Consider the following 23,281-nt stretch of genomic DNA (forward strand, 5'->3'; position numbering starts at 1 on the left):
TTTTAACAATAATATTTTAAGTAATGAACAACAAAGATATTTAATACGACATTCCATGTCGTATGGCTTACGCCAGTCGCTTATATCCTCGTGCTGAACCACGAGGTTTTACGCTCCAAGTGATAAAGTTGATAACCGCGCATTGCCCAAGGGTCGCGTTCTGAAATGACTACTTTTCCATTTCGTTTAAATACGCAGCTTTCAGTAAACCAAGCAGAACAAGCGATTATTGATGCAGCACTACGTAATCGGATTATTGAATTCGAATCTGGCAGTGCTATTTTAGCTGCGTCAGGTGTACAAATTTTGGATGAAATGGCTGTTGTGTTGAATCGTGTGGGTGGTAAGAAAGTCAGGATTATTGGTCATACAGATAGTTCAGGTAATGCAGAGAAAAACTTGAGTTTGAGTCAGCAAAGAGCAAATGCAGTAAAAGATTATCTGATTTCAAAAAATATTGCCGCGGCTAGTTTAAGTACGGATGGCATGGGATCGAATAAACCAGTCGCTGATAATGCAACCCCTGAAGGTCGAAAGAAAAACCGCCGTATTGAATTTGAAGTACTTTAATCCTTTAAATCAGATGGTCTTGAGCCCAGTGAATGACACTGGGCTTTTTATTAGAGGCTGATTTAATCTGTTAAATCTCTACATTAATTGATGTATTAAAGAATAAATAAAATTAAAATACATAACATTTCTCTATAAAAGTACGGTAACAATTAGATAAAAATATTAGTAGCTTATCGTATAAATTCAGGTTAAAACATAATGAGCAGTTTCAGGTATGCACTTCATATCGGCTGTGAACCGTGACGTTTCCTAATTAAAGAATGTTGCCGTTTTTATAGAATTAGGAAAGGTTGCTGATAAAAGTTCTGCATAGATTTGCAGCATTAGAACAATGTAATTATGGATAAGATCGGGAGCAATGAATGCTTGGCAATATGATGTTTAAACCGCTTTTAATTAGCAGCATGATTGAACATGCGGGTCGTTACCATGCAGATAGTTTGGTAATTTCGAAGAATACCGATACCACAATTACGGAAACCACTTGGGGCAAAGTTCATGAAAACTCTAAGCGCTTTGCAAATGTTTTAGCATCATTTGGTTTGGATCTTAGTGATCGTATTGCAACCATTGCATGGAATAATCACCGCCATTTAGAGTCTTGGTATGCCATTTCAGGCAGTGGTTACGTCTGTCATACTATTAATCCACGTTTGTTCCCAGAACAACTTATTTTTATTATTAATGACGCATCTGATCGCGTCATTTTATTTGATAAAACTTTTTTACCTCTAGTTAAAGCGGTTAAACCACTTTTAAAATCGGTTGAACACTATATTTGTTTAGATGCTGTTGATGAAGCAATTTCACAGGATTTTCCTGAAATTAAGTTTTATGATGAGTTAATCGCGCAACAAAATGCTAACTTTGATTGGCCTGAACTTGATGAATTGTCTGCAAGTTCATTGTGTTATACCTCAGGTACTACAGGTAATCCGAAAGGTGTTCTCTATAGTCACCGTTCAACCGTACTGCACAGTTATGCCATTAGTATGCCAGACTCACTGAATGTTTCTGCACGCGATATTATGATGCCTGTTGTGCCAATGTTCCATGTAAATGCATGGGGTACGCCTTATGCCGCGGCTATGGTGGGCTGTACCTTGGTATTGCCTGGCCCAGGCCTTGATGGTGCAAGCCTGACTCAAATGATTGATCAATATCAGGTTTCAGTGGCTTTAGGTGTGCCAACAATTTGGCAAGGCTTGATCAATGCAGCGCAGCAAGCTGGAAGTAAACTTGAAAGCTTAACGCGAAATGTTGTTGGCGGCTCAGCTTGTCCACCAGCAATGCTAAAAGTATTTAAAGAGCAATTTGGCTGTGAAACCATTCATGCTTGGGGAATGACCGAAACTAGTCCACTGGGTTCAGCAAACCAATTTAAAGCGAAACATCAACATTTATCTGATGAAGAAAAACTTCAAGTACGTCTTTCACAAGGTCGTCCACCATTTGGTGTCGATTTACGCATTACCGATGAAGAAAATGGCACCAATGAAGTCACTCGTGATGGCGAAACAACGGGTAACTTACAAATCCAAGGTCATTGGATTATCAATAACTACTTTGGAAAAACCGAATCTGCATTAACTTCAGACGGTTGGTTCGATACTGGTGATATTGCAACACTAAATGAAGATGGTTTCTTGAAAATTAGTGATCGTTCTAAAGATTTGATTAAGTCAGGTGGTGAATGGATTTCATCTGTCGATCTAGAAAACTTAGCGATGGGACATCCAAAAATTGCAATGGCTGCTGTGATTGCAGCGACACATCCAAAATGGGATGAACGTCCAATTTTAATTGCGATTAAAAAGCCAGATGTCGATTTATCTGATACTGAAATTTTGGATTACTATGCCGATAAAGTAGCGAAATGGCAGGTGCCAGACAAAGTCATTTTTGTGGATGCAATTCCCCTGAGTGGCACAGGCAAAATGCTGAAAAAGGATTTACGTGAACAGTTTGGTTCTGTACTCATGGACAGCTAATTGAGCAATAAGTTTCATCGAGACCGTAATATTGAGTCAATATTACGGTCTTTTGTATGCACAATCCTTAGATCGGTTTCTTTAATTTTTTTATCCGGCAAAGATACAATTGATAATTTATTCTTGAAATACTAATAAAAATTCTTCAATCATTTAAGTACAAGATAAACTCGCATTCAACCTAGGATACGCGTACATTTGAAAGGCTTTGACTTTTTTTAAATATATATGTTTCCCACTTGGATTTTATTTACTTTAATGGCTGCCTTTATGCAGTCTTGGCGTAATGCTTTTCAAAAGCAATTAAGTACAACGGTCGATGTGTATGGCGTAACTTTAGCGCGCTTTATATTTGGATTACCTCTTGCTGGATTATATTTATATTTTTTATATCAGCAGCAACGTATTTCAGTTGAAACATCATTTACGACTCAATTTTGGATTTATATTGTTATAGCAGGGTTAAGCCAAATTTTGGCAACCATATTAATGGTTTTGCTATTTAAACAAAAAAATTATGCTATTGGTGTTGGACTTGCGAAAAGTGAAGCGATTCTTGCGGCAATAGTGGGTGTAATTTTTCTCGCAGAGCATTTAAGTTTAATGGGCTGGGGGGGTGTGGCTATCGGTGGTATTGCCGTATTTTTACTCAGCAAAGGCAATCAAAAACAGAAACTGTCCATTTCAACTTTATGTGTTGGTATTGGCAGTGGTCTAAGTTTTGCCGTGACATCCTTGTTAGTTCGTGAAGCAAGTTTAGAATTATCCACACTACCTGTTATTCACCGTGCAGCATGGGTATTACTTAGTGTTATTGGTTTTCAATGCTTTATTATGTTGCTTTACTTGGGTATTTTTAGCCGATCAACCTTAGGCGCCATGTGGCAACGCCTTGGCTTGACGTTTCGCGTGAGTATTTGTAGTTTCCTTGCTTCTTTGGGATGGTTTACGGCAATGAGCATGCAAACCGTCGCGATTGTTAAAACGCTAGGGCAGATTGAAATTTTATTTAGTCTACTGATTTCAGCCTATTTCTTTAAAGAAAAATTAGCACGAACAGACCATTGGGGGCTTGGCTTGGTTGTGATTGCTGCCATTATGGTAATTTGGGCTTAAAATATATTATTAAGCTTTGAACATGCCAATTTTCCAAAGTACATTGGCATTTGTATATATAAATACTTTGCACAAAATAGCATGAATAATTTACATCATTTATCGCACAGGGTATGATCAATTTGAGATGTGAAGCAATAGTTAGTGCTTATAAATGAAGTGCTTAAGTTTCATAGCTATTTTTCATTTTATCATCAGCACTATTAAATGAACTCTAGTAAATGGGCCAAGAACTTTTAAGTCTGCTTAGAAAAGTACTTTAATTTTAAAGTGTTTCTTATTTCGAGCTATATATTCGCTACATAAGATTAGAATTATATTGAATGTGAAATATACAAGAATTTGCCTAAGGGAGTAATAAATTGAATAGCCTTTTAATCAGTTTATCTTTCCAGCATTTGCTCAGTATTATGGGCGCGGCGTTAGGCTGCGGTTTACTGATTGGGCTTGAACGACAACGTAATAATAATCAAGTTAAAGAACAGAGTTTTGCTGGACTTCGTTCCTTTTCAATTTGTGCGCTATTGGGAGCACTGTGTTTTCTTATTCATCTTTCAGTAGGCATCGTTGGCGCATGTGCCATTATCGCATTTAGTATTTATGGATTATTCAAACAAAAGCAGGATATTGGGTCTACCACAGAACTTGCGTTTGTTATGACCTATTTTATAGGCACACTGTGTGTGTATCAGATTCCACTCGCAGCTGGTCTTGCCGTAGTTTTAACATTAATTTTAATGGGAAAGCCTTATTTACACGGTATTGCAGGCAATTGGATTAAAGATTATGAATTGCGTGATGGGCTATTTTTATTGGCGCTGTTACTAATTGCGTTACCGCTAATGCCCAATAAACCTTTATGGGGCGCAGTTCTGAATCCTTATGTTATTTTAAAATTGCTGATTTTAATTTTAGTGGTGCAATCAGTAGCACATATCGCCAAACGCTTGTTATCGCGAAATAAAGCATTAATTTTATCTGCCGTAGCATCTGGTTTTGTATCAAGCACGGCGACAATCGCAAGTTTAGGAATGGAAGTACGTCAGGGGCATGGCGATGCCAAATCAAATGCAGGGGCAGGCTTATTTTCATGTGTGGCAACCTTATTACAATTACTCATTATTGTTGCTGGACTCAGCCTAGAATGGTTCACTTTACTCTTATTGCCTTGCCTATTGGGTATCACCATTTTAATGATTGCCGGCTTTATTTATGTTTCCAATCTTAAAAAGTCTAATTTTTCCAATTCAACAGATTTACCTAAAATTGCAGCCCCAAATACACCAGACCTTGTACTTCAAAATGATATAGATGCAGAATCAATTAATGACACTCGTATGTTTAGCTTAAAGCAAGCCGCTATTATTGCTATAAGCCTGACATTAATCCAAGCAGCAGTATACGGTCTTAATTTATTGTTAGGTGATAGTGGATTGATTATTGGTACATTGTTGGCATCTTTATTTGAAGTTCATGCTGCAATGGCAACTGTCGTCATGCAAGGTAGCATAGAAAACATGACATTGGTCTATGCAGTTATGGTTGGCCTTGCTGCACACGCTTGCTCAAAATGTATCAATGCTTGGATGACAGGTGGTACAGCCTATTTTCTGTATTTTGCACCTATACAAATCTTACATATTACTTGTGTGATTGCAGCCATAATTTATTGGGTTTAAAAATGTATCGCAAATTTTTAATAAGTTTTATTTTTTAAAATTACATGGAATTATTGAAGTTTTTTTCTAATGTGCGGATTTAAGTAGTTGAAGTTTGGTTTTAATTTGAGGCCAACTGGTTGAAATCCAGCAAATTAATGAACCGACTGTGACTAAAATTGCACCATGCCAAAAACTTAAAGATAAATTTGTCTGTAGAATAAACATGGAAATGAGCGATGAAAAAATAGGGCTAAAATACGATAACGTGACTAATATTGTGATGTTACCCTTAATAATACCGATATTCCATGCCGCATAACCCAATGCTGTGACAGTAGAAACCATTAACATTAATATGCCTGTATTTAAATCAATATGTGGAATTTCAGGAATACCATGAAAAACGAGCATTTTCTGCCAAAGTACAAAGGAAATGACTAAAAAGAAAAATGCTATGGGGTTATGACCTTGGCTATATTTACGGGTGATTACACAATAGAGTGCCCATAAACTTGCGCCTAAAAAAGCCAAAATATAATTTATTGGGTTTATTTGCACATTTGCAAAAACAGTTGCCCAGTTAAAGCTTTCATTACCAGTTTGAATTAATACTATTCCGCTTAAACTGATTGCTAAACCTATAATGACAAAGAAATTAAACTTAAGTTCTTTAAACAAAATTAAAGCTGCAATGGTTAAACTCGGCCATAAATAATTAACCAGACTAATTTCAATGGCTTGCTGTGCCGTTTGAGCTAATGCAATGGCATAAGAGAAACACAGTTCATAGACTACAAACAGAATCGTTGCAAAAAATAGATAATTGCGAGGAACCTGTTTTAAGTTAGGAATACGAAAGAGTAGCAGTAAAATGACCGCGCTAAAGCTGTACATAAACAAAACCGAGAGGTCAGGCCCAAGTGTGAAGCTGATTTTTTTCAATAGACCTACAATAGAAGACCATTGAAGAATCGCACTGAAACCAATCAGTGTTGCGAGGTTTTTGGACATGATTGCTCGAGGGTTTGATTTTTAATTGTGAAATTGAGAGTGAATGATACCGCAGTTATTTATCATCGTATTGTAACTTTAAAAATAAAATGAGCCTTGATGAATACAGAGCACATCAGCCGTATTAAAGGCTTACTGTTGTGATTATAGTGATCATGCAATAATAAAAACCACTGTAACCGCTTTAAATTATTTCACGGTTAAAGTGGTATTTTTTAATTCAGATTTAGATCTGTATATACAGCCTAAATATTACTTACTCACTCACTTGAATGGTTAAACCATAAGTGTAGTTTGCAGGTGCTGGCTTTTTGGTATTGTCTGGATTTGCTTCTGGATAAGATGCCGTGATGAGGTAAATACCATCATCGCTAAATTTAATTTCAGCTTCACCTTTCGCGTTGGTTTTCGCGTGCGGCATTTCGCGTTTTTCATTTGGCTCGTAGCTGCTAGCGCCTTTGAATACATCAAGTTCTAAGTTTGGTACAGGCTTACCGTCTACCAAAACTTGTAATTTCAGGCTTTCACCTTCGTATAACTCGCTTGGATGGGTTAGTAACTTAACTTCAAAACCTTTGTTGGTTAATTTTGGTAATGGCGATGGTTTGCCTTTCGTTATATAGCTTTCAGCAATGAAATTATTCGTAACTTCTAAAGTTTGCGCATTTGCTGGTACTTGGTCAGCAGCAATCATACGAGGAGGTTGTACATTTGCTGGTGCTGCCATCGGTGCTTTTGTAGGCTCAGCAGGGCGAGCAGCTTGCTGAGGGCTTGGAGCACGTACTGGTCGAACACGTAACCAACGACCATCAACCAATGCATATTTTACGCTATTACCTACAGCATCTTGAGTACGGATATGATAAGTACCTTCTTTAGGAATATCCATTTCAGCTATATTAAAACGTTTGAGTGTTGCAGCAGCATTGATAGGCTTTTGTTGACCATCTGGCTCAGTAACTAAATAAGTGGTTTTAAAGTTAATACCTGGAATAAAGAATTTCTCAATGGTAATTGCACTTTGGAAACTAATGCTTTGCCCAGCATTGGTATCAAACACTTCAGGCAGCAAAAAAGGACTCATGGTATGAGCATGGCTTAAAACCGGAAGCGAGGTTAGTAAAGCAATTTTTAACCAGTTATTCATTTTCCGCACTCTTAGGAAATAATATTTAAGATAATCCGACTTAATCTACTTGATAACTACAATCATTATCAATAATAATTCAAAAAAATATTTCGGAGAGTCAGTATGACTTCTGCTGCAAAAAAATCTTACCCACTTCGTAAGGCATTTCGTCTCACACCATTGGTTATGGCGCTGGCACTGATCTCTCCTTTACAAGCGAACGCTGCTGATAAATCAGCGTCAGCTATACCTGCTGAAAACGAAGCACAGTTAACGCATCGATTCCATCGTGACCATATCCTCGGTACATCACTCGATGTCATTATTACAGGTGTGTCTAAGCAAGATGCAAATCTAGCTTTAGATATTATGCAAAAAGAAATTGCAGCTTTAGATCAAAAACTTTCTGTATGGCGCGCAGACAGTGAAATTTCGCTTTTAAATCAAACTGGCCATGCAAATGATGCTTCACCAGAACTGATTGAAGTGATTGCAGCATGTGAAGTATGGCGTGATAAAACATGTGGTGCTTTTGATGCACGTTTAGGTCAATTGATTGCGCTTTGGGAAAAATCTCAGGGTGTTGTACAACTCGATGATGAAACACGTGCTGGTGTACTCAAAGAACTTCAAGCAGATGCGGTTCAAATAAATCAAGAAAAGTCTGCGATTCAGTTAAATGTAGATGTCAAAATTGCGCCTGATGCCTACGCTAAAGGTTATATCATTGACCGTGCTTTAGTTGCAGCACGTCAAAAAGTTCCAGCAATTGCGGGAATATTGGTTGATATTGGTGGTGATATTCGTGTTTGGGGAAATGCACCGCAAAAGCAAGGCTGGAGTATTGGTGTTCAAGATGCGTTTAACCACTACGATTTGGCCGTGCCATCACAAGTTTTAAACTTGAATGATCAAGCTGTCGCTTTTTCAGGAAAAGGTTACCGTACACTTGCAGGTCAAAGCCATTTACTCGATCCAAAAACAGGCATGCCATTGCAGCAAGTAGAACAATGTGTGGTGGTTGGTCAATGTGCTGCAGATGCAGATGCTTTGGCTACAGCTTTAGCTGCAATGACACCTGCTGAAGGGATTGAGCTCATTGAAAGCTTAATTGGTTATGAAGCACAAATGACCTTGTCAAATGGCGATACTTTCCAATCAGCTGGTTGGAATAATTTGCTGCAAGCCCAATCACCTGAAATGCTCGCTGTTGCGGCTGGTTCATCTGCAAAGTGGCCTGCAGGTTATCAAGCTGTCATTGATTTAACTATTCCAAAAATTAATGTTGAAAAATATCGTGCGCCCTACGTTTCTGTTTGGGTGACAGATGCCAACAAAAAAATTGTGCGTACTTTAGCCGTATGGGGTAAAGATGAGCGTTGGATTAATTCAAACTATGTCTGGTGGAAGCGTTACGGCCGTCAAATGACCAATTTAGATGCTGTAGCGAAGCCATCACGTCACCCTGGTAACTACAAACTTGCCTGGGACGGTAAGGATGACAATGGTCGCGCGGTTGCTGCGGGGCAGTATATTGTCCACATTGAAACCACACGTGAACACGGCGACCATTCTTATCAAACGATGAATTTGAATGTTGGGAACAAAGCAAGTAAACAACGCTTAGCTGCACAAGCTGAAATTGGTGCTGTAAATCTGAACTTCCAAAAAGTTCATTAATAGAGTTGGAATAAGGTTTATATAAGTGTACCAACGTCGAGATTTTTATCGCCATGCACGCTATGTGCATGGTTGGCTATCAGCTTTTGCTTTTCTGATATTAATGTTTTTCGCTTTGACGGGTTTATTTCTGAACAATCCAAATTGGTTTGAACCCGCAAAAGCTGAAAATACTGTGACTGTCAGCATGACACCCGACTTGCTTGCTAAGGTTAAAGGAGAAGAAAACCCAAGTACGGATATATTGAACTTTGTACGTGCAGAACATACGTTAGTTGGGCGCTTCCAAAGTAGTGAAGTGCTGGATGGTGAAGTGATGATTCGCTTAGAAAGTCCTGCAGGCTCTACAGATGTCTGGGCAATGCTCGATACTGGTGAAATTGAAGTCAGCAGTAAACCTGCCTCTACTGTATCACTTATCAATGATTTACATCGTGGTAAAAATGCGGGGACGGCATGGAGCTGGCTCATTGATATTAGTGCCATCACTATCCTAATTTTATCTATTGCAGGTTTTATCTTGTTCTTAAGTATCAAATCGCGTTTATTGACACATTTGTTGTTAACAGCAGCAAGTTTAGCGGTATTGATCTTATTCATTTGGATAGCGGTGTAGGTGCATTGTGATGACACAAGCAGTATCAACATTGCTAATATTCTTTTCACTGTTATTGATTCTTTATCTGATTGCAATTGTTGTCTTAATGCTACAACGCATTCGAGCGAATCAGTTAAAGTTAATTTCTGCAAATACTTTGCTAATTGTATATGCAACCCAGTCAGGTCAGTCTGAACATCTCGCTATCCAAACCGCTGCACAATTGGCTGAAGCAGGTGAGCAAGTTCAATTACTCAATATTGAGCAATTAAGTGCTAAGCAATTACAAACTGCAAAGCGTGTGATTTGGATAGTCAGTACTTATGGTGAGGGTGATGCACCAGATCAAGCGCAACATTTTGATCATCATATATTGAAACAAAATCTTGATTTAGCTCATCAAAGTTATGCTGTTCTGGCTTTAGGTGATCGTCGATATGCTAACTTTTGCGAGTTTGGCCATCGACTGAACCAGATGTTGCAACAGCATAAGGCCACACCTTGGTTTGATCTCGTAACTGTTGATCAGCTTTCACAAGATGATTTACTGCATTGGAATAATCTGCTGGCACAGCAGTTCCAACATGATTTTGCTTTGAGTACACCTGTGCGTGAGTGGCATGCGATACAGCTTAAATCACGCCATTTATTAAACCAAGGTAGTCAGGGTAATGCCTTGTACCATCTTTGTTTTGCTGTTAGCCCAACTATGACATGGCAATCGGGCGATATTGTTGAAATTCAATGTGAAAATAGCAATCAAATTTTACAAGACTTTCAAGTTAAGTTTCCTGATTTAAATGCTATACAAATTGAGCAATTGCGTGATCGTAATTTACGAGACATACCTGCTCAGTTACCACAACAACAAACAGCAGAGTGGTTAGAAGGTTTTAAGCAATTACCTGTACGTGAATATTCGATTGCCAGCATTCAGTCAGAAGGTCAACTTGATTTAGTGGTTCGACAAGAGATAGACGGTGCTGAATTGGGACTCGGTTCAGGCTTGTTAACTCAAGGGTTGAAATTGGGGCAAAGTATTCATGCTTATGTGCGCTGTAATCAGAGTTTTCATCTGTGCAAGGAAGCTCGACCTGCGATATTTATTGGTAATGGTTCAGGTATTGCTGGTTTGCTTGCGCATTTAAAACAGCGTATAGACGATGTACAGTATCAAAACTGGTTGATATATGGTGAGCGACAATCGGCTTTTGATCGCGTATTTAGTGAAGATTTAGAAACTTGGCAACGCTTAGGTCAAATTACGACTATAAATCGCGTTTTCTCTCGTGATAAATCGTCAGAAAAATACGTACAAGATGTGCTGCGTAATCATGCCAATGAATTTAAACATTGGGTTGAACAAGGGGCATGTATTTATCTCTGTGGTAGTTTAAATATGGCCCAAGGTATTGATGATGCTTTAGTAGAAATTTTAGGTGCTAAACAAATTAATGCCTTACGTAAGGTCGGTCACTACCGACGAGATGTGTATTAATGCTTAGCTAGATTGACATAAATTCTATTTATAAAATCCTCCATCGATGGGGGATTTTTTTATGGCCATCTGAATAATTATCGGCAATCACATATTTTTTAATAATTAAGATGTCTTGCACGAAGCAAATTTCAAAATAATTAGATAGACACGGCAAAAATAAAATGCTTGGCAAAAATAAGATTGGCATGAATAGTGCATTATTTTAATGCAAATCATTCATTTAATGCTGAATTTAGCATCAATTTAGTTCACGAATCACGATAAAAGAAATTGAGATTGGGTATTTATGAAAATCTATACGGAAAGACTTGAGGGTAATGTCGTACAAGAAAATGTCGCGGTAGTTGAACTGACATTTGATACACGACAAAAGAGCCGTTTTCGTGCAACTTTACCTAATGGGCACGATATTGGTGCAGATTTACCCCGTACAGGCATTTTACGGCAAAAATAAAATGCTTGGCAAAAATAAGATTGGCATGAATAGTGCATTATTTTAATGCAAATCATTCATTTAATGCTGAATTTAGCATCAATTTAGTTCACGAATCACGATAAAAGAAATTGAGATTGGGTATTTATGAAAATCTATACGGAAAGACTTGAGGGTAATGTCGTACAAGAAAATGTCGCGGTAGTTGAACTGACATTTGATACACGACAAAAGAGCCGTTTTCGTGCAACTTTACCTAATGGGCACGATATTGGTGCAGATTTACCCCGTACAGGCATTTTAAGGCACGGTTCATATATCGCAACTCAAGAGGGTGATGTACTGCGTGTCGATGCCAAAGCAGAAAAACTCATGAAAGTAGAAGCACCAAGCAGCTTTGATTTATTAAAAGCAGCGTATCACTTAGGTAATCGTCACGTGCCTTTAATGCTCACCCCAACGGCGCTGTATTTTGAGCCAGATCATGTATTGGCGGAAATGATAATTGGACTTGGTCTAACGGTAGATGAAACCATGCATCCATTTGAGCCTGAAAGCGGTGCCTATGCACAGCATCAGCATGATCACAGATTAAGCCCAATTAAGGCTTTGCATCATGTCCACGCCTAATGCTTCACAGCTTTTAAGTCTGTTGACTTTGTCCTCAACGGCACTACCAATTGGGGCCTACTGTTATTCTCAAGGGGTAGAAAGTGCGATTGATCAGAGCTTAATTTTTGATGAAACCTCGAGCATTGCTTATTTTGAAGAAGTGCTTGAAATGCTTTTGGTACGGTTTGAGCTGCCCGTTTTGAAACGCCTAATAATATCTTTTGATCAGCCTGAGCAGTTTGAATACTGGGCGCAGTTATATAGAGCGAGTCGAGAAAGCAAAGAGTTATTGGCTGAATCACAGCAATTGGCATTTTCATTAAATGCGTGGATTCGTGATGTGCTGAAAAAGCCTGTGAAATTAAAAAAGCAGATCGGTTTCGTACCCATCTATGCGCATCTTTGTGGACAACTCGAACTCGATGTTGCAGAGGTTTTGACTGCTTATACCTTTACCCTACTTGAAAATCAGGTGTTGGCTGCCGTGAAAACTGTACCACTTGGACAGATGAGTGGACAACGGATTTTATGGCATGTGCATGGGCTGATTCCAGAGGCAATTGAACGTGCTTTAGCACTGCAAGATGCTGAACTCAGTAGCGCCTTACCTAATTACACCATGCTCAGTATGGCACACGAAACTCAATATTCGCGATTATTTAGATCTTAAAAATAAAGGACATTTCACATGACAGAACGTAGCCCATTACGCGTAGGTATTGGCGGTCCAGTTGGTTCAGGTAAAACAGCGCTGACTTTAAATTTATGTCAGGCACTGCGTGAAAAATACAATATGGCGGTGGTGACCAATGATATTTATACCAAAGAAGATTCCAATTTTTTAACACGCCATGAAGCGATGTCACCTGAGCGTATTGTTGGTGTAGAAACAGGTGGTTGCCCGCATACCGCAATTCGTGAGGATGCGTCCATTAACCTCGCGGCTATTGATGACTTGTGCGAAAAATTTGATGGTCTTGAACTGATCATTATTGAAAGTGGTGGTGATAATTTGGCAGCAACATTTAGCCCGGAACTTTCAGATTTAACCCTGTATGTTATTGATGTTGCAGGTGGAGAGAAAATTCCACGTAAAGGCGGCCCTGGTATTACCAAATCTGATTTATTAATTATCAACAAAACCGACCTTGCGCCAATGGTTGGAGCAAATTTGGATGTGATGGATCAAGACGCGAAACGTATGCGCGGTGAAAAACCTTTTCTATTTTCCAATATGAAAACTAAAGATGGCTTAAATGACATCATTAGTTTTATTGAAAAACAAGGTTTGTTTAAAGCATAAGGGGCATCCACTATGAAGTTATTATTGCAAAGAATTACATTCACATCGTTGGCATTCTTTCCCTTGGCAGCAATGGCACATCCAGGCCATGAGCATAGCCATAATAGTTTTATCAGCGGTTTTGTCCATCCATTTACAGGGCTTGATCATCTGATGATGGCGTTAGCATTTGGTGTATTAATATGGACTGCCCACCAGCGCTGGAAATGGGCCGGCCTATTTGGTTTATCTGCCGCAATGATTGTCGGCTTTATGATCGGTGCACAATTTCACTTGGCAACAGCAATTGCTGAAAACGGCATTATTGCGTCGCTAATTGTATTAGCTGTTGCTCTTTGGACCAAAACCAATAAAGCCGTTCCTTTTATTGCTGCACTTTTGGCCGGTTTTCATGGCGTTGCACATGGTACGGAACTTGGCCAAAGCGGTCAGGCAGTTTTGCTGGTCACTGGTATGGTGACGGCGATGGCATCTATATACGGATTCGGTTTGCTCGTCGGCGCATTTATTCAAAAATATGTGCCTTATGGTAAGCAAATGATTGGCGCTCTGGCAGCTATTGTTGCTGTAATTGGTTTGGCTTAATGCCTCATTCATCTCAAAAAAACGGAGATGCAAATGAATGATATGGCATTAAGCGAAACAAAGCTTAAATCGGTACTACAGCAGCATAACAACCAACTGTGGTATGCCTGTTTGGAACTTGGTTTTGCCTATCAAGCACAGTCAAATCGAACCGTATTACAGCATCGCAAGCATCATGGGCCTGTACGCGTTCAGAAGATGTTGTGGCCTGAAAAAACTGGTATTTGCCATGCCATTATTGTGCATCCACCAGCAGGAATTGCTGGCGGAGACCATCTGACTTTTGATATGAAAGTTGAGGCGAATGCGCATGCGTTAGTTACCACGCCCGGTGCAGGAAAATGGTACAAAACCAATGGTAAGCAAGCCTATCAGCATATTCATATACATGTCGCAGCACAGGCGACATTTGAATGGTTACCGCAAGAAACCATGCTTTTTGATGGTGCCAATGCTGACTCTGAAACACATATTCATCTAGATGAAATGGCCAGTTTTATTGGGTGGGATATGTTGGTCATCGGTCGACAAGCACGTGGTGAAATCTTTCAGCAAGGGCAATACCAAAGCAAATTTAGGCTGTATCGTGCAGACAAATTATTGGTTGCAGATAGTTTAAATTTTAAGGGGCAGGATCGGTGGCTTACATCCTGTTTAGGTATGAATGGACATGCTGTGATGGGAAGTTTCTGGGCAGTAGCACCATCGCATTTAAGGCAAACAACATTACTGGCTGAACATATCGAATTAATCCGTGAATTGATTATGCGGATGAATCTAGCGGTGACTTTAACCCTGTTAGATGATGTGATTTGTGCACGTTATTTAGGCGATGATGTACGTGAATGCCATGATGCTTTTGCAGCAGTCCGTGCCCGTTTAAGACGCTATTGGTATGACCTAGCAGAAGAATTTCCACGGATTTGGCGCACTTAAGTTTTGCCATCATTGGAAAGTAGATAGGTCTAGCAAGATTAATAGATTAAGTGTTCATTTTGCCTTTGGGTTAGGACACTAAAAATCAAAACGTGCGAGAGCGAAAGAAGAATTTGCACGCATTTTGCATTCTACATTTTAGAAGATTAGGAAATTGTTATGGAACTTAATCCAACTGAAAAAGATAAATTATTAATTTTTACCGCAGGCCTTGTTGCTGAGCGTCGTAAAGCGCGTGGATTAAAATTGAATTATCCAGAATCAATTGCATTTATTTCAGCAGCACTGCTTGAGGGCGCACGCGATGGCATGTCCGTGAGCGAGTTAATGCACTACGGCACAACCTTGTTGAGTCGTGATGATGTCATGGATGGCGTGGCAGAAATGATTGCAGAAGTACAAGTCGAAGCTACTTTTCCAGATGGTTCAAAGCTGGTGACTGTTCATCAACCAATAGTCTAATAAAAAGGAGTAAGCCATGATTCCTGGTGAAATTATTACGCCTGATTCAGACATTGAAATGAATGTCGGACGAGAAACACTGAAAATGCGTGTTGCTAATACAGGCGATCGACCAATTCAAGTCGGCTCACATTTTCACTTTGCCGAAGCCAACGATGCTTTGCAATTTAATCGAGAGCAAGCCAGAGGCTATCGACTCAACATCGCTGCAGGAACAGCGGTTCGTTTTGAACCGGGGCAAAGTCGAGATATTGAATTGGTTGCACTTGCAGGTAAACGTGAAGTGTATGGGTTTGCAGGGCGTGTTATGGGTAAATTGGATTAACTATTTTTATGCTCAAGTGTCTTGTTGAACAATTAAATTGTTGTTAGTAATAAGTTCAATAAGTACATGAAAAAGCATAAGAGAATTAAATGTTAATAATGAAAATACGCCCAGCAACTGTTGATGATGTTGAAGCTATCGCTGCTGTTATTGAACCTTTTGTCGATGATGTTGTCGTGACTGAAGAAGGACGTGAACGCTTTAAACCAGATATGTTGAAAAACATCTTCCAACGACCACTTATTCATTATTTTGTTGCAGAAATTAATGAAAAAATCGTAGGAAATTTGGCGTATGTCTCTCCATCACATGTCATGCATTATTTCTTAAAACCTGAATATCACGGTCAAGGTTATGGTCGACAAATGTGGGACTTTTTAGAGCAAGAAATACTCAAAAATGATCCCAATATAATCACAATAAATTCAAGTCATTATGCACTCGATATTTATAAAAAATATGGATTTGAAGTGATCGGTGCGCTAACGGAGAAATGGGGTATTCAATTTATTCCGATGCAAAAGCTGCTAAAGCCAAAAAATCTAGAATAGGAAATACATCAATGAAAATGTCTCGCCGTGCTTATGCGGAAATGTTTGGCCCTACAGTAGGTGATAGAGTTCGCTTAGCTGATACAGAATTGTTTATTCAAGTTGAACAAGACCTCACGACTTATGGTGAAGAAGTTAAATTTGGCGGTGGTAAGGTCATTCGGGATGGTATGGGGCAGTCACAATTATTGTCTGATGAGGTCGCTGATACCGTCATTACCAATGCTTTAATTGTCGATTGGTGGGGTATTGTCAAAGCCGATGTTGGACTTAAAAATGGTCGTATCTGGAAAATAGGTAAAGCAGGTAACCCTGATATTCAACCTGACATTACAATTCCTTTAGGTGCAGCAACTGAAGTCATCGCAGGTGAAGGACAAATCTTAACGGCGGGAGGGATTGATACTCACATTCATTGGATTTGCCCACAACAAGTTGAAACAGCACTAATGTCAGGCACAACTACAATGATTGGTGGTGGTACAGGCCCCGCCGCAGGAACATCTGCAACCACAGTAACTCCAGGCCCATGGCATATTGCGACCATGCTACAAGCCATTGATGATTTACCCATGAACATTGGTTTGTTAGGTAAGGGCAACTTGAGTCAGCCTGAACCAATCGCTGAACAAATCAAAGCCGGTGTGGTGGGTTTAAAATTGCATGAAGACTGGGGATCGACGCCAGCCGCGATTGATAACTGTCTAAGTGTGGCGGATCAATACGATGTACAAGTTGCAATTCACACAGACACACTAAATGAAAGTGGCTTTCTAGAAGAAACCTTAGCAGCATTTAAAAACCGGACCATCCACACTTACCATACTGAGGGTGCGGGCGGTGGTCACGCACCAGATATTTTAAAAGCAATTGGTCAACCCAATGTTTTACCATCTTCAACCAATCCCACACGTCCATATACCGTCAATACCATTGATGAACATTTAGATATGTTGATGGTTTGCCACCATTTAGACCCTGCAATTTCTGAAGATGTTGCTTTTGCTGAAAGTCGGATTCGCCGTGAAACTATTGCTGCAGAAGATATCTTGCAGGATATGGGCGCAATTGCCATGATGTCTTCAGACTCGCAAGCGATGGGGCGTGTCGGTGAGGTTATATTACGCACTTGGCAGACGGCACATAAAATGAAAGTGCAGCGTGGTTCACTCGAAGGTGATAATCAAAATCACGATAACAATCGTGTAAAGCGCTATATTGCTAAGTATACAATTAACCCAGCAATTACCCATGGTTTAAGCCATGAAGTTGGTTCGATTGAAGTTGGTAAATTGGCCGATATAGTGTTATGGAAGCCTGCATTTTTTGGTGTTAAGCCTTCAATGATTATTAAAGGCGGAATGATTGCAGCTGCGCCGATGGGTGATATTAACGCTTCAATTCCAACGCCACAGCCTGTGCATTATCGTCCCATGTTTGGCGCTTACCCACGCGGCGTACATAACACTTGCATTACTTTTTTATCGCAAGCCGCTATTGATGATGGCGTTGCAGAAAAACTGAAATTAAATAAGTTAATTTCGCCTTGTAAAGCGACTCGTAATATCTCGAAAGCAGACATGAAGTTAAATACCTATTGTCCTGTGATGGAGGTTGATCCTGAGATTTATGAAGTAAGGGCAGATGGCGTGCATTTGACTTGTGAGCCTGCGGAAGTATTGCCAATGGCGCAGCGTTACTTCTTATTTTAATCATTTCCAAAACACTATTTCACAAAGCCTTTCTGAATATGAAAGGCTTCTCTTTTTTAAATTTTAGTATTTTTGAAAAGTAAATAATCTTTAAAATATGAAAATACGACTACCTCTATATGGGCTAACAATCCAAAAAATGTAAAATTTAATAATTTATGATTATACCCATCTACCAATAAGTGTAAAAAAACAAATGAAATCATGATTCCACAGGCAAGTCTTAAAAGATTAATGCAGATATCAAATAAGCCAAGGGAAAGTTTTTTTAATAAAATTTTATGTTTTAAATTAAAGAAATAAAAGAAAAACCAAGAAACTAATCCTATGATAAAAAGTATAATTAAGTTTAAAATATTTGGTGTTTTAAATTGATCACCGTAACCATTAATTAGTTTTAATATACCAGAGCCACCTGTAGAAATATAAGTTATTATCATTAAGATAAATGTACTCAAAAATGAAAGAAAAAATTCTAAAGTAAAAATATTAATAATTTTTTATGTTTTGTATTCATTAGACAGTCCAAAGAAAAAATATTTTTTAGATATTAAATTTATAAAGTTAGATGCTCAATATGCACGCGTCATGAGTTGTCGTTCCTTTAGAAAGGAAATAAAACTTGTATACTAAGTTTTGGCGCACTAATTGCTTAATCCATTCTAATTTTTGACTGTTTGATATAACAAATTAGGAAATGGATGTGACAGCAACATATTTACGTGGGCAAGACCTGATAGACCAAATTCAACAACAAGACTATTCCAGAGATCTGATTGGCTATCATGGTGAACCACCCAAAGTGGAATGGCCAAATGGCGCTCGTGTCGCGGTTCAATTTGTATTGAACTATGAAGAAGGTGGGGAAAACCATGTAGAACATGGTGATGCAGGTTCAGAACAGTTTTTGTCAGATATTATCGGCGCGGCCAGTTTTCCAGACAAACACATGTCGATGGATTCCATGTACGAATATGGCTCACGAGCGGGCTTTTGGCGCATTCACCAAGAGTTTCAAAAGCGCCAACTTCCCATGACCATTTTTGGTGTGGGTATGGCTTTGGCACGCAATCCCTACATTGTGGAAGCCATTAAAGCAGCTAATTATGACGTTGTGTCACATGGGCAACGTTGGCTGCATTATCAAGATATGCCAATAGAACAAGAACGCCAACATATGGATCAAGCTATTAGCTTGCTTGAAACGCTATTTGGTAAAACACCAATCGGTTGGTATACCGGACGTGATAGCCCGAATACGCGAAAGTTACTTGCCGAATTTCCACAGATTAAATATGACTGTGACTATTATGGCGATGACTTACCATTTTGGAGCACAGTGACAAATGCAGAAGGTGTAACACGTCCACATTTAATTATTCCATATACACTTGAAAGTAATGATATGAAGTTTTGCTCGCCAGGTGGTTTTAATAGTGGTGAGCAATTTTATCAATACCTTAAAGATGCCTTTGACGTGCTATATGCCGAAGGTGAAACTGCGCCAAAAATGCTATCTATTGGCATGCACTGTCGTATTTTAGGGCGACCAGGACGCTTTAAAGCACTACAAAGATTCTTAGATTATGTTCAATCACATGAAAAAGTATGGGTTTGTCGTCGTGCCGATATTGCAGAACATTGGATAAAATACCATGCACCGTAATAAGAAAAAATAAAGAAGAAAGAGAGGCTTAGTGCCTCTTTTTTTGTGCCTATAAAAAGCAATTTGTATAAAAAATAGTGGATTGGCATTGATATTGCAAAACATGTTTTGAACGAACATTAAATATTTTTAGGCGATTTAATAGTGCAACTTGTTGAATTTAATCAAACATCCGTAGCCGATGTGAAAACATTTTTAAAGCACTGTGTGCAAATTGAAAGCTGGGCGAATGAGCTACTCAGTCACCGTCCGTATGCATCTTTAGATAGTATTTTGGAACATGCGGCTCAAGCCGCTCGTACATGGTCATGGGACGAAATTAAATCTGCTTTAGACAATCACCCGCGTATTGGTGAAAAAAAAGCCCAAGCTGAACTTTCTGAATTAGAAAAGAATTTTTCCAACCGTGAACAATCCGCTATTTCGGCCGATGAAGAAACACAAATGGCATTGCTCAAAGGCAACATCGCTTATGAAAAAAAGTACGGCTATATCTTCTTAATTAAAGCTTCAGGCTTAAGCAGTGAAGATGTATTACAAGCATTGCAGTACCGCCTTTTGAATGATCCAGAAACTGAAAAGCGTATCGTCCATCATCAATTGGCTGAAATTGCCTTATTAAGATTAAAACAGGAGCTAAGTGCATGATCAGCTCACATATTTTAGATACAAATCTGGGGAAACCTGCTGCCAATGTCTTGATTAAATTATTCAATGCAGACGGTATGTTACTTGGTGAAGGGCAAACCAATGCAGATGGCCGTGTGACCGACTTTGGTTTAAGCGAATTTTCTACGGGTAGCTATAGCTTAGAGTTTGCCACAGCGGACTATTTTGAAAGTCTTAATACCGAAACTTTTTTCCCGAAAGCGGTGATTCATTTCTTGGTAAAAGATGCCTCACAGCATTTTCATATTCCTTTGTTGATTAGCCCTTTTGCCTATTCAACATATCGCGGTAGCTAAAAACAGCATCATAAAACGGATCGGGGGGATATAAAAATGAGAGAACAAAATCAAACAGTTTCACCAGAACATGAATATTTAGGTGCAGGGAAAAGCCTAGCTTATGGCTTACAACATGTATTGACGATGTATGGCGGTATTATTGCGCCGCCACTGATTATTGGTACAGCCGCAGGACTTGAACCTGTACAAATTGGCTTATTAATTGCAGTAGCTTTATTTGTCGGTGGTTTAGCCACGATTTTACAAACGGTCGGTGTGAAATACATCGGTGCAAAATTACCCCTAGTTCAAGGCGTATCCTTTGCAGGTGTGGCAACGATGATTGCCATCGTCACCGCAGGTGGTGGGCTTTCGGCCGTATATGGTGCGGTTATTGTTGCTTCATTAATCGGTTTCTTTTTAGCGCCATATTTTTCAAAAATTATTCGTTTTTTCCCACCAATTGTGACGGGCTGCGTGATTACCGTGATTGGTTTGTCATTGCTGCCTGTTGCAGTACGTTGGATGATGGGTGGCAATAGCAAAGCGCCAGATTGGGGGAGTGCTGAAAATATCAGTTTGGCATTTTTAACTTTAGCCATTGTCATTGTGTTGAATATTACTCGAAACGCCACAATTCGCCGTTTATCCATCTTATTGGCAATAGTGCTAGGTACAGTGCTGGCTTATGCGATGGGCTTTGGCGATTTCTCGAAAGTCGCAAATGGCAATTGGATTCAATTCCCAAGTTTCTTTGCCTTTGGTATGCCAACATTTGAACTGAGTGCCATTATTGCCATGCTAATTGTGACATTGGTGATTATGACTGAAACTACAGCTGATATTATCGCTGTTGGTGAAATTGTCGGTACCAAAGTCGATGCTGAACGTATTACTAATGGGCTACGTGCCGATATGCTTTCAAGTGCAGCAGCACCAATATTTGGTTCATTTATGCAAAGTGCTTTTGCACAAAATGTCGGATTGGTCGCGATTACCGGTGTAAAAAGCCGTTTTGTGGTTGCAGCGGGTGGCTTAATCTTAGTTGTATTGGGTATTTTACCGATTATGGGGCGTTTGATTGCTGCTATTCCTGTGCCGGTATTAGGTGGCGCAGGTTTGGTATTGTTTGGTACAGTGGCTGCAAGTGGTATTCGTACATTAGCTAAAATTGATTATAGTGAGCAAAAGAATCTGATCATTGTGGCGACAGCAATTGCCGCAGGTATGATTCCAATTATTGATCACTCATTCTATGCGAACTTCCCAAAATGGGTACAAACCCTGTTCCATTCAGGTATTAGCTCAACTTGCCTCATGGCCATAGTATTAAATATCGTGTTTAACCATCTAAACTTTTTTAAAAGTAGAGAAGTGAATAAAACCAGCAATGTTGTTATAGATAGTCATCACTAAGCTATTCAAAATAAATAAAAAAATCTCGCATTAATGTGGGATTTTTTATTAAATAATCAAATATTGGCTTTGTTTTTGCTAAATAAATTACTCAAAACGTATTTATCGCTAGGAAAAACAATTTAATGAAATTTAAGCCTCTTTCAGCTGCAATTCTATGCACTATTTCAGCCAACTCTATCTTTGCAGCCCCAATCTGGCAAGACTTCAGCATTACTGGTTTATATGGCACCGACTACCAACTCATTGCAAAAGAAGACAAACAAACCACGGTGACATTTGAATACGCGTCAAAGCATAAATATGGAGATTTCTTCATTTTTGCCGACCGTACACATAATGACGTCAATGGCGATCAAACCTATTTCGAAGCATCACCACGATTGAGTTTAGGTGCAGTAACGGGTAAAGAACTTAAATTTGGCCCTGTAAAAGATGTATTGCTTGCAACCACTTGGGAAGCGGGTAGCAACATGGATAATTTTCTCTATGGTATTGGCTTTGACTTTGATGTGCCATATTTTCAATATGCAAAATTAAATTTATATAAAGTGAATAATGATACTAAAGCTGATGACTATCAAATGACGCTTACTTATACCATACCATTTAAAATTGGCTCAGAATCTTTCTTAGCAGATGCTTTCCTAGATTGGTCAACTGTGGAAAAAGGCTCAGCCAGTGAGATGAACTGGACCAGTCAATATAAATGGAATGTGGGGCAACATATTTCCCCAGATACACGCCTATATGTAGGCGTTGAGCATTCAGTTTGGAATAATAAATATAATATTAAAGGCAAGGATGAAAATAACCTTAGCGCGCTAGTGAAATACCACTTCTAATTAATTCGGTAAAACCTTACATCGTTACACAACACACTGTACAAGACTGAAAAGCCATCACGGATGGGGCTTTTAATTTCTGAGACAATTTTAAATTAAGGTAGGACTTACGCACTATTATTTATAGATTCTCTGTGGTAGCAGATGATTTTTATCGAGAATAAAGTCATCAATGAAGTTTTTGATAACTGGTCTAAATAATTTCTTCTGCCAACGATATACATTTTC

Annotated in this window: 23 protein-coding genes and 3 pseudogenes; 22 read left to right on the forward strand and 4 right to left on the reverse strand. The window is 39.0% G+C overall.

Going from position 1 to position 23,281, the window contains the following annotated elements; translation table 11 throughout:
* Window positions 1-177: 177 nt before the first annotated feature.
* From FTV09_RS12865 to FTV09_RS12880, 4 genes and pseudogenes are all read left to right on the forward strand, one after another.
* Window positions 178-570: pseudogene (locus FTV09_RS12865) on the forward strand (OmpA family protein); the annotation flags it as partial.
* A gap of 365 nt (window positions 571-935) precedes the next feature.
* Window positions 936-2,564 carry a long-chain-fatty-acid--CoA ligase gene (locus FTV09_RS12870; protein ID WP_180058552.1) on the forward strand — a complete coding sequence of 543 codons (1,629 nt, stop codon included), beginning with the start codon at window positions 936-938 and terminating at the stop codon, window positions 2,562-2,564.
* 228 nt (window positions 2,565-2,792) lie between these two features.
* Window positions 2,793-3,680, forward strand: coding sequence for a DMT family transporter (locus tag FTV09_RS12875; protein WP_180058553.1), 888 nt, complete (start codon window positions 2,793-2,795; stop codon window positions 3,678-3,680).
* Window positions 3,681-4,042: 362 nt separating this feature from the next.
* Window positions 4,043-5,359, forward strand: coding sequence for an MgtC/SapB family protein (locus FTV09_RS12880; RefSeq protein ID WP_257222894.1), 1,317 nt, complete (start codon window positions 4,043-4,045; stop codon window positions 5,357-5,359).
* A gap of 66 nt (window positions 5,360-5,425) precedes the next feature.
* Here FTV09_RS12880 and yddG read toward each other — a convergent pair whose 3' ends face one another.
* Complete coding sequence (gene yddG, locus FTV09_RS12885) at window positions 5,426-6,352, reverse strand: aromatic amino acid DMT transporter YddG (protein WP_180058554.1); 927 nt, start codon at window positions 6,350-6,352, stop codon at window positions 5,426-5,428.
* Between the two features lie 256 nt (window positions 6,353-6,608).
* The gene (locus FTV09_RS12890; RefSeq protein ID WP_180058555.1) at window positions 6,609-7,499 is read right to left on the reverse strand and encodes a DUF4198 domain-containing protein; all 891 of its coding nucleotides are present in this window, start codon (window positions 7,497-7,499) and stop codon (window positions 6,609-6,611) included.
* 105 nt (window positions 7,500-7,604) lie between these two features.
* On the opposite strand from FTV09_RS12890, the gene FTV09_RS12895 reads away from it, so the two are divergent.
* From FTV09_RS12895 to ureC, 13 genes and pseudogenes are all read left to right on the forward strand, one after another.
* On the forward strand, window positions 7,605-9,161 hold the full coding sequence (locus FTV09_RS12895) for a DUF2271 domain-containing protein (protein WP_067766868.1): 1,557 nt from the start codon (window positions 7,605-7,607) through the stop codon (window positions 9,159-9,161).
* A gap of 25 nt (window positions 9,162-9,186) precedes the next feature.
* A complete protein-coding gene (locus FTV09_RS12900) occupies window positions 9,187-9,777 on the forward strand; it encodes a PepSY-associated TM helix domain-containing protein (RefSeq protein ID WP_180058556.1) in 591 nt (196 codons plus the stop codon).
* A gap of 10 nt (window positions 9,778-9,787) precedes the next feature.
* Window positions 9,788-11,257 carry an NADPH cytochrome P450 oxidoreductase family protein gene (locus FTV09_RS12905; protein WP_180058557.1) on the forward strand — a complete coding sequence of 490 codons (1,470 nt, stop codon included), beginning with the start codon at window positions 9,788-9,790 and terminating at the stop codon, window positions 11,255-11,257.
* Between the two features lie 289 nt (window positions 11,258-11,546).
* A pseudogene (locus FTV09_RS12910) lies at window positions 11,547-11,705 on the forward strand (urease accessory protein UreE); the annotation flags it as partial.
* Between the two features lie 135 nt (window positions 11,706-11,840).
* Window positions 11,841-12,323 (forward strand): urease accessory protein UreE, encoded by a 483-nt coding sequence (ureE, locus tag FTV09_RS12915; protein WP_180058558.1) that lies wholly within the window; start codon window positions 11,841-11,843, stop codon window positions 12,321-12,323.
* Window positions 12,310-12,975, forward strand: coding sequence for an urease accessory protein UreF (locus FTV09_RS12920; RefSeq protein ID WP_180058559.1), 666 nt, complete (start codon window positions 12,310-12,312; stop codon window positions 12,973-12,975). Before ureE ends, FTV09_RS12920 begins: the two co-directional genes overlap by 14 nt.
* An 18-nt stretch (window positions 12,976-12,993) precedes the next feature.
* The gene (ureG, locus tag FTV09_RS12925; RefSeq protein WP_004778085.1) at window positions 12,994-13,608 is read left to right on the forward strand and encodes an urease accessory protein UreG; all 615 of its coding nucleotides are present in this window, start codon (window positions 12,994-12,996) and stop codon (window positions 13,606-13,608) included.
* A gap of 12 nt (window positions 13,609-13,620) precedes the next feature.
* Entirely contained in the window at window positions 13,621-14,193 is a 573-nt protein-coding gene (locus FTV09_RS12930; RefSeq protein ID WP_180058560.1) for a HupE/UreJ family protein, read from the forward strand.
* A 33-nt stretch (window positions 14,194-14,226) separates the two neighbouring features.
* Complete coding sequence (locus tag FTV09_RS12935) at window positions 14,227-15,129, forward strand: urease accessory protein UreD (protein WP_373687708.1); 903 nt, start codon at window positions 14,227-14,229, stop codon at window positions 15,127-15,129.
* Between the two features lie 159 nt (window positions 15,130-15,288).
* Window positions 15,289-15,591 (forward strand): urease subunit gamma, encoded by a 303-nt coding sequence (gene ureA, locus FTV09_RS12940; RefSeq protein WP_180058561.1) that lies wholly within the window; start codon window positions 15,289-15,291, stop codon window positions 15,589-15,591.
* A 16-nt stretch (window positions 15,592-15,607) separates the two neighbouring features.
* Window positions 15,608-15,916, forward strand: a complete 309-nt coding sequence (locus FTV09_RS12945) for an urease subunit beta (RefSeq protein WP_180058562.1) — start codon at window positions 15,608-15,610, stop codon at window positions 15,914-15,916.
* 89 nt (window positions 15,917-16,005) lie between these two features.
* Entirely contained in the window at window positions 16,006-16,467 is a 462-nt protein-coding gene (locus tag FTV09_RS12950) for a GNAT family N-acetyltransferase (RefSeq protein WP_180058563.1), read from the forward strand.
* Between the two features lie 11 nt (window positions 16,468-16,478).
* A complete protein-coding gene (ureC, locus tag FTV09_RS12955; RefSeq protein WP_067766842.1) occupies window positions 16,479-18,179 on the forward strand; it encodes an urease subunit alpha in 1,701 nt (566 codons plus the stop codon).
* 56 nt (window positions 18,180-18,235) lie between these two features.
* On the opposite strand, the gene FTV09_RS12960 is transcribed toward ureC, so the two are convergent.
* Window positions 18,236-18,619, reverse strand: coding sequence for a hypothetical protein (locus tag FTV09_RS12960; RefSeq protein ID WP_180058564.1), 384 nt, complete (start codon window positions 18,617-18,619; stop codon window positions 18,236-18,238).
* Between the two features lie 263 nt (window positions 18,620-18,882).
* Here FTV09_RS12960 and puuE point away from each other — a divergent pair, with 263 nt between their 5' ends.
* From puuE to FTV09_RS12985, 5 genes are all read left to right on the forward strand, one after another.
* Window positions 18,883-19,845: an allantoinase PuuE gene (gene puuE / locus FTV09_RS12965; RefSeq protein ID WP_067767026.1), complete on the forward strand. Its 963-nt coding sequence runs from the start codon at window positions 18,883-18,885 to the stop codon at window positions 19,843-19,845.
* Between the two features lie 144 nt (window positions 19,846-19,989).
* Complete coding sequence (gene uraD / locus FTV09_RS12970) at window positions 19,990-20,493, forward strand: 2-oxo-4-hydroxy-4-carboxy-5-ureidoimidazoline decarboxylase (protein ID WP_180058565.1); 504 nt, start codon at window positions 19,990-19,992, stop codon at window positions 20,491-20,493.
* Window positions 20,490-20,810, forward strand: coding sequence for a hydroxyisourate hydrolase (gene uraH / locus FTV09_RS12975; RefSeq protein ID WP_000625767.1), 321 nt, complete (start codon window positions 20,490-20,492; stop codon window positions 20,808-20,810). The genes uraD and uraH overlap by 4 nt, the downstream gene beginning before the upstream one ends.
* 36 nt (window positions 20,811-20,846) lie before the next feature.
* Window positions 20,847-22,208, forward strand: a complete 1,362-nt coding sequence (locus FTV09_RS12980; RefSeq protein WP_180058566.1) for a nucleobase:cation symporter-2 family protein — start codon at window positions 20,847-20,849, stop codon at window positions 22,206-22,208.
* 125 nt (window positions 22,209-22,333) lie between these two features.
* On the forward strand, window positions 22,334-23,053 hold the full coding sequence (locus FTV09_RS12985) for an outer membrane protein OmpK (protein ID WP_180058567.1): 720 nt from the start codon (window positions 22,334-22,336) through the stop codon (window positions 23,051-23,053).
* A gap of 117 nt (window positions 23,054-23,170) precedes the next feature.
* Here the strand turns inward: FTV09_RS12985 and FTV09_RS12990 are convergent.
* Window positions 23,171-23,281, reverse strand: a pseudogene (locus FTV09_RS12990) (IS701 family transposase); the annotation flags it as partial.

The sequence above is a fragment of the Acinetobacter sp. YH12227 genome, from assembly GCF_013417785.1.
In the GTDB taxonomy this organism is placed as follows: domain Bacteria; phylum Pseudomonadota; class Gammaproteobacteria; order Pseudomonadales; family Moraxellaceae; genus Acinetobacter; species Acinetobacter gandensis.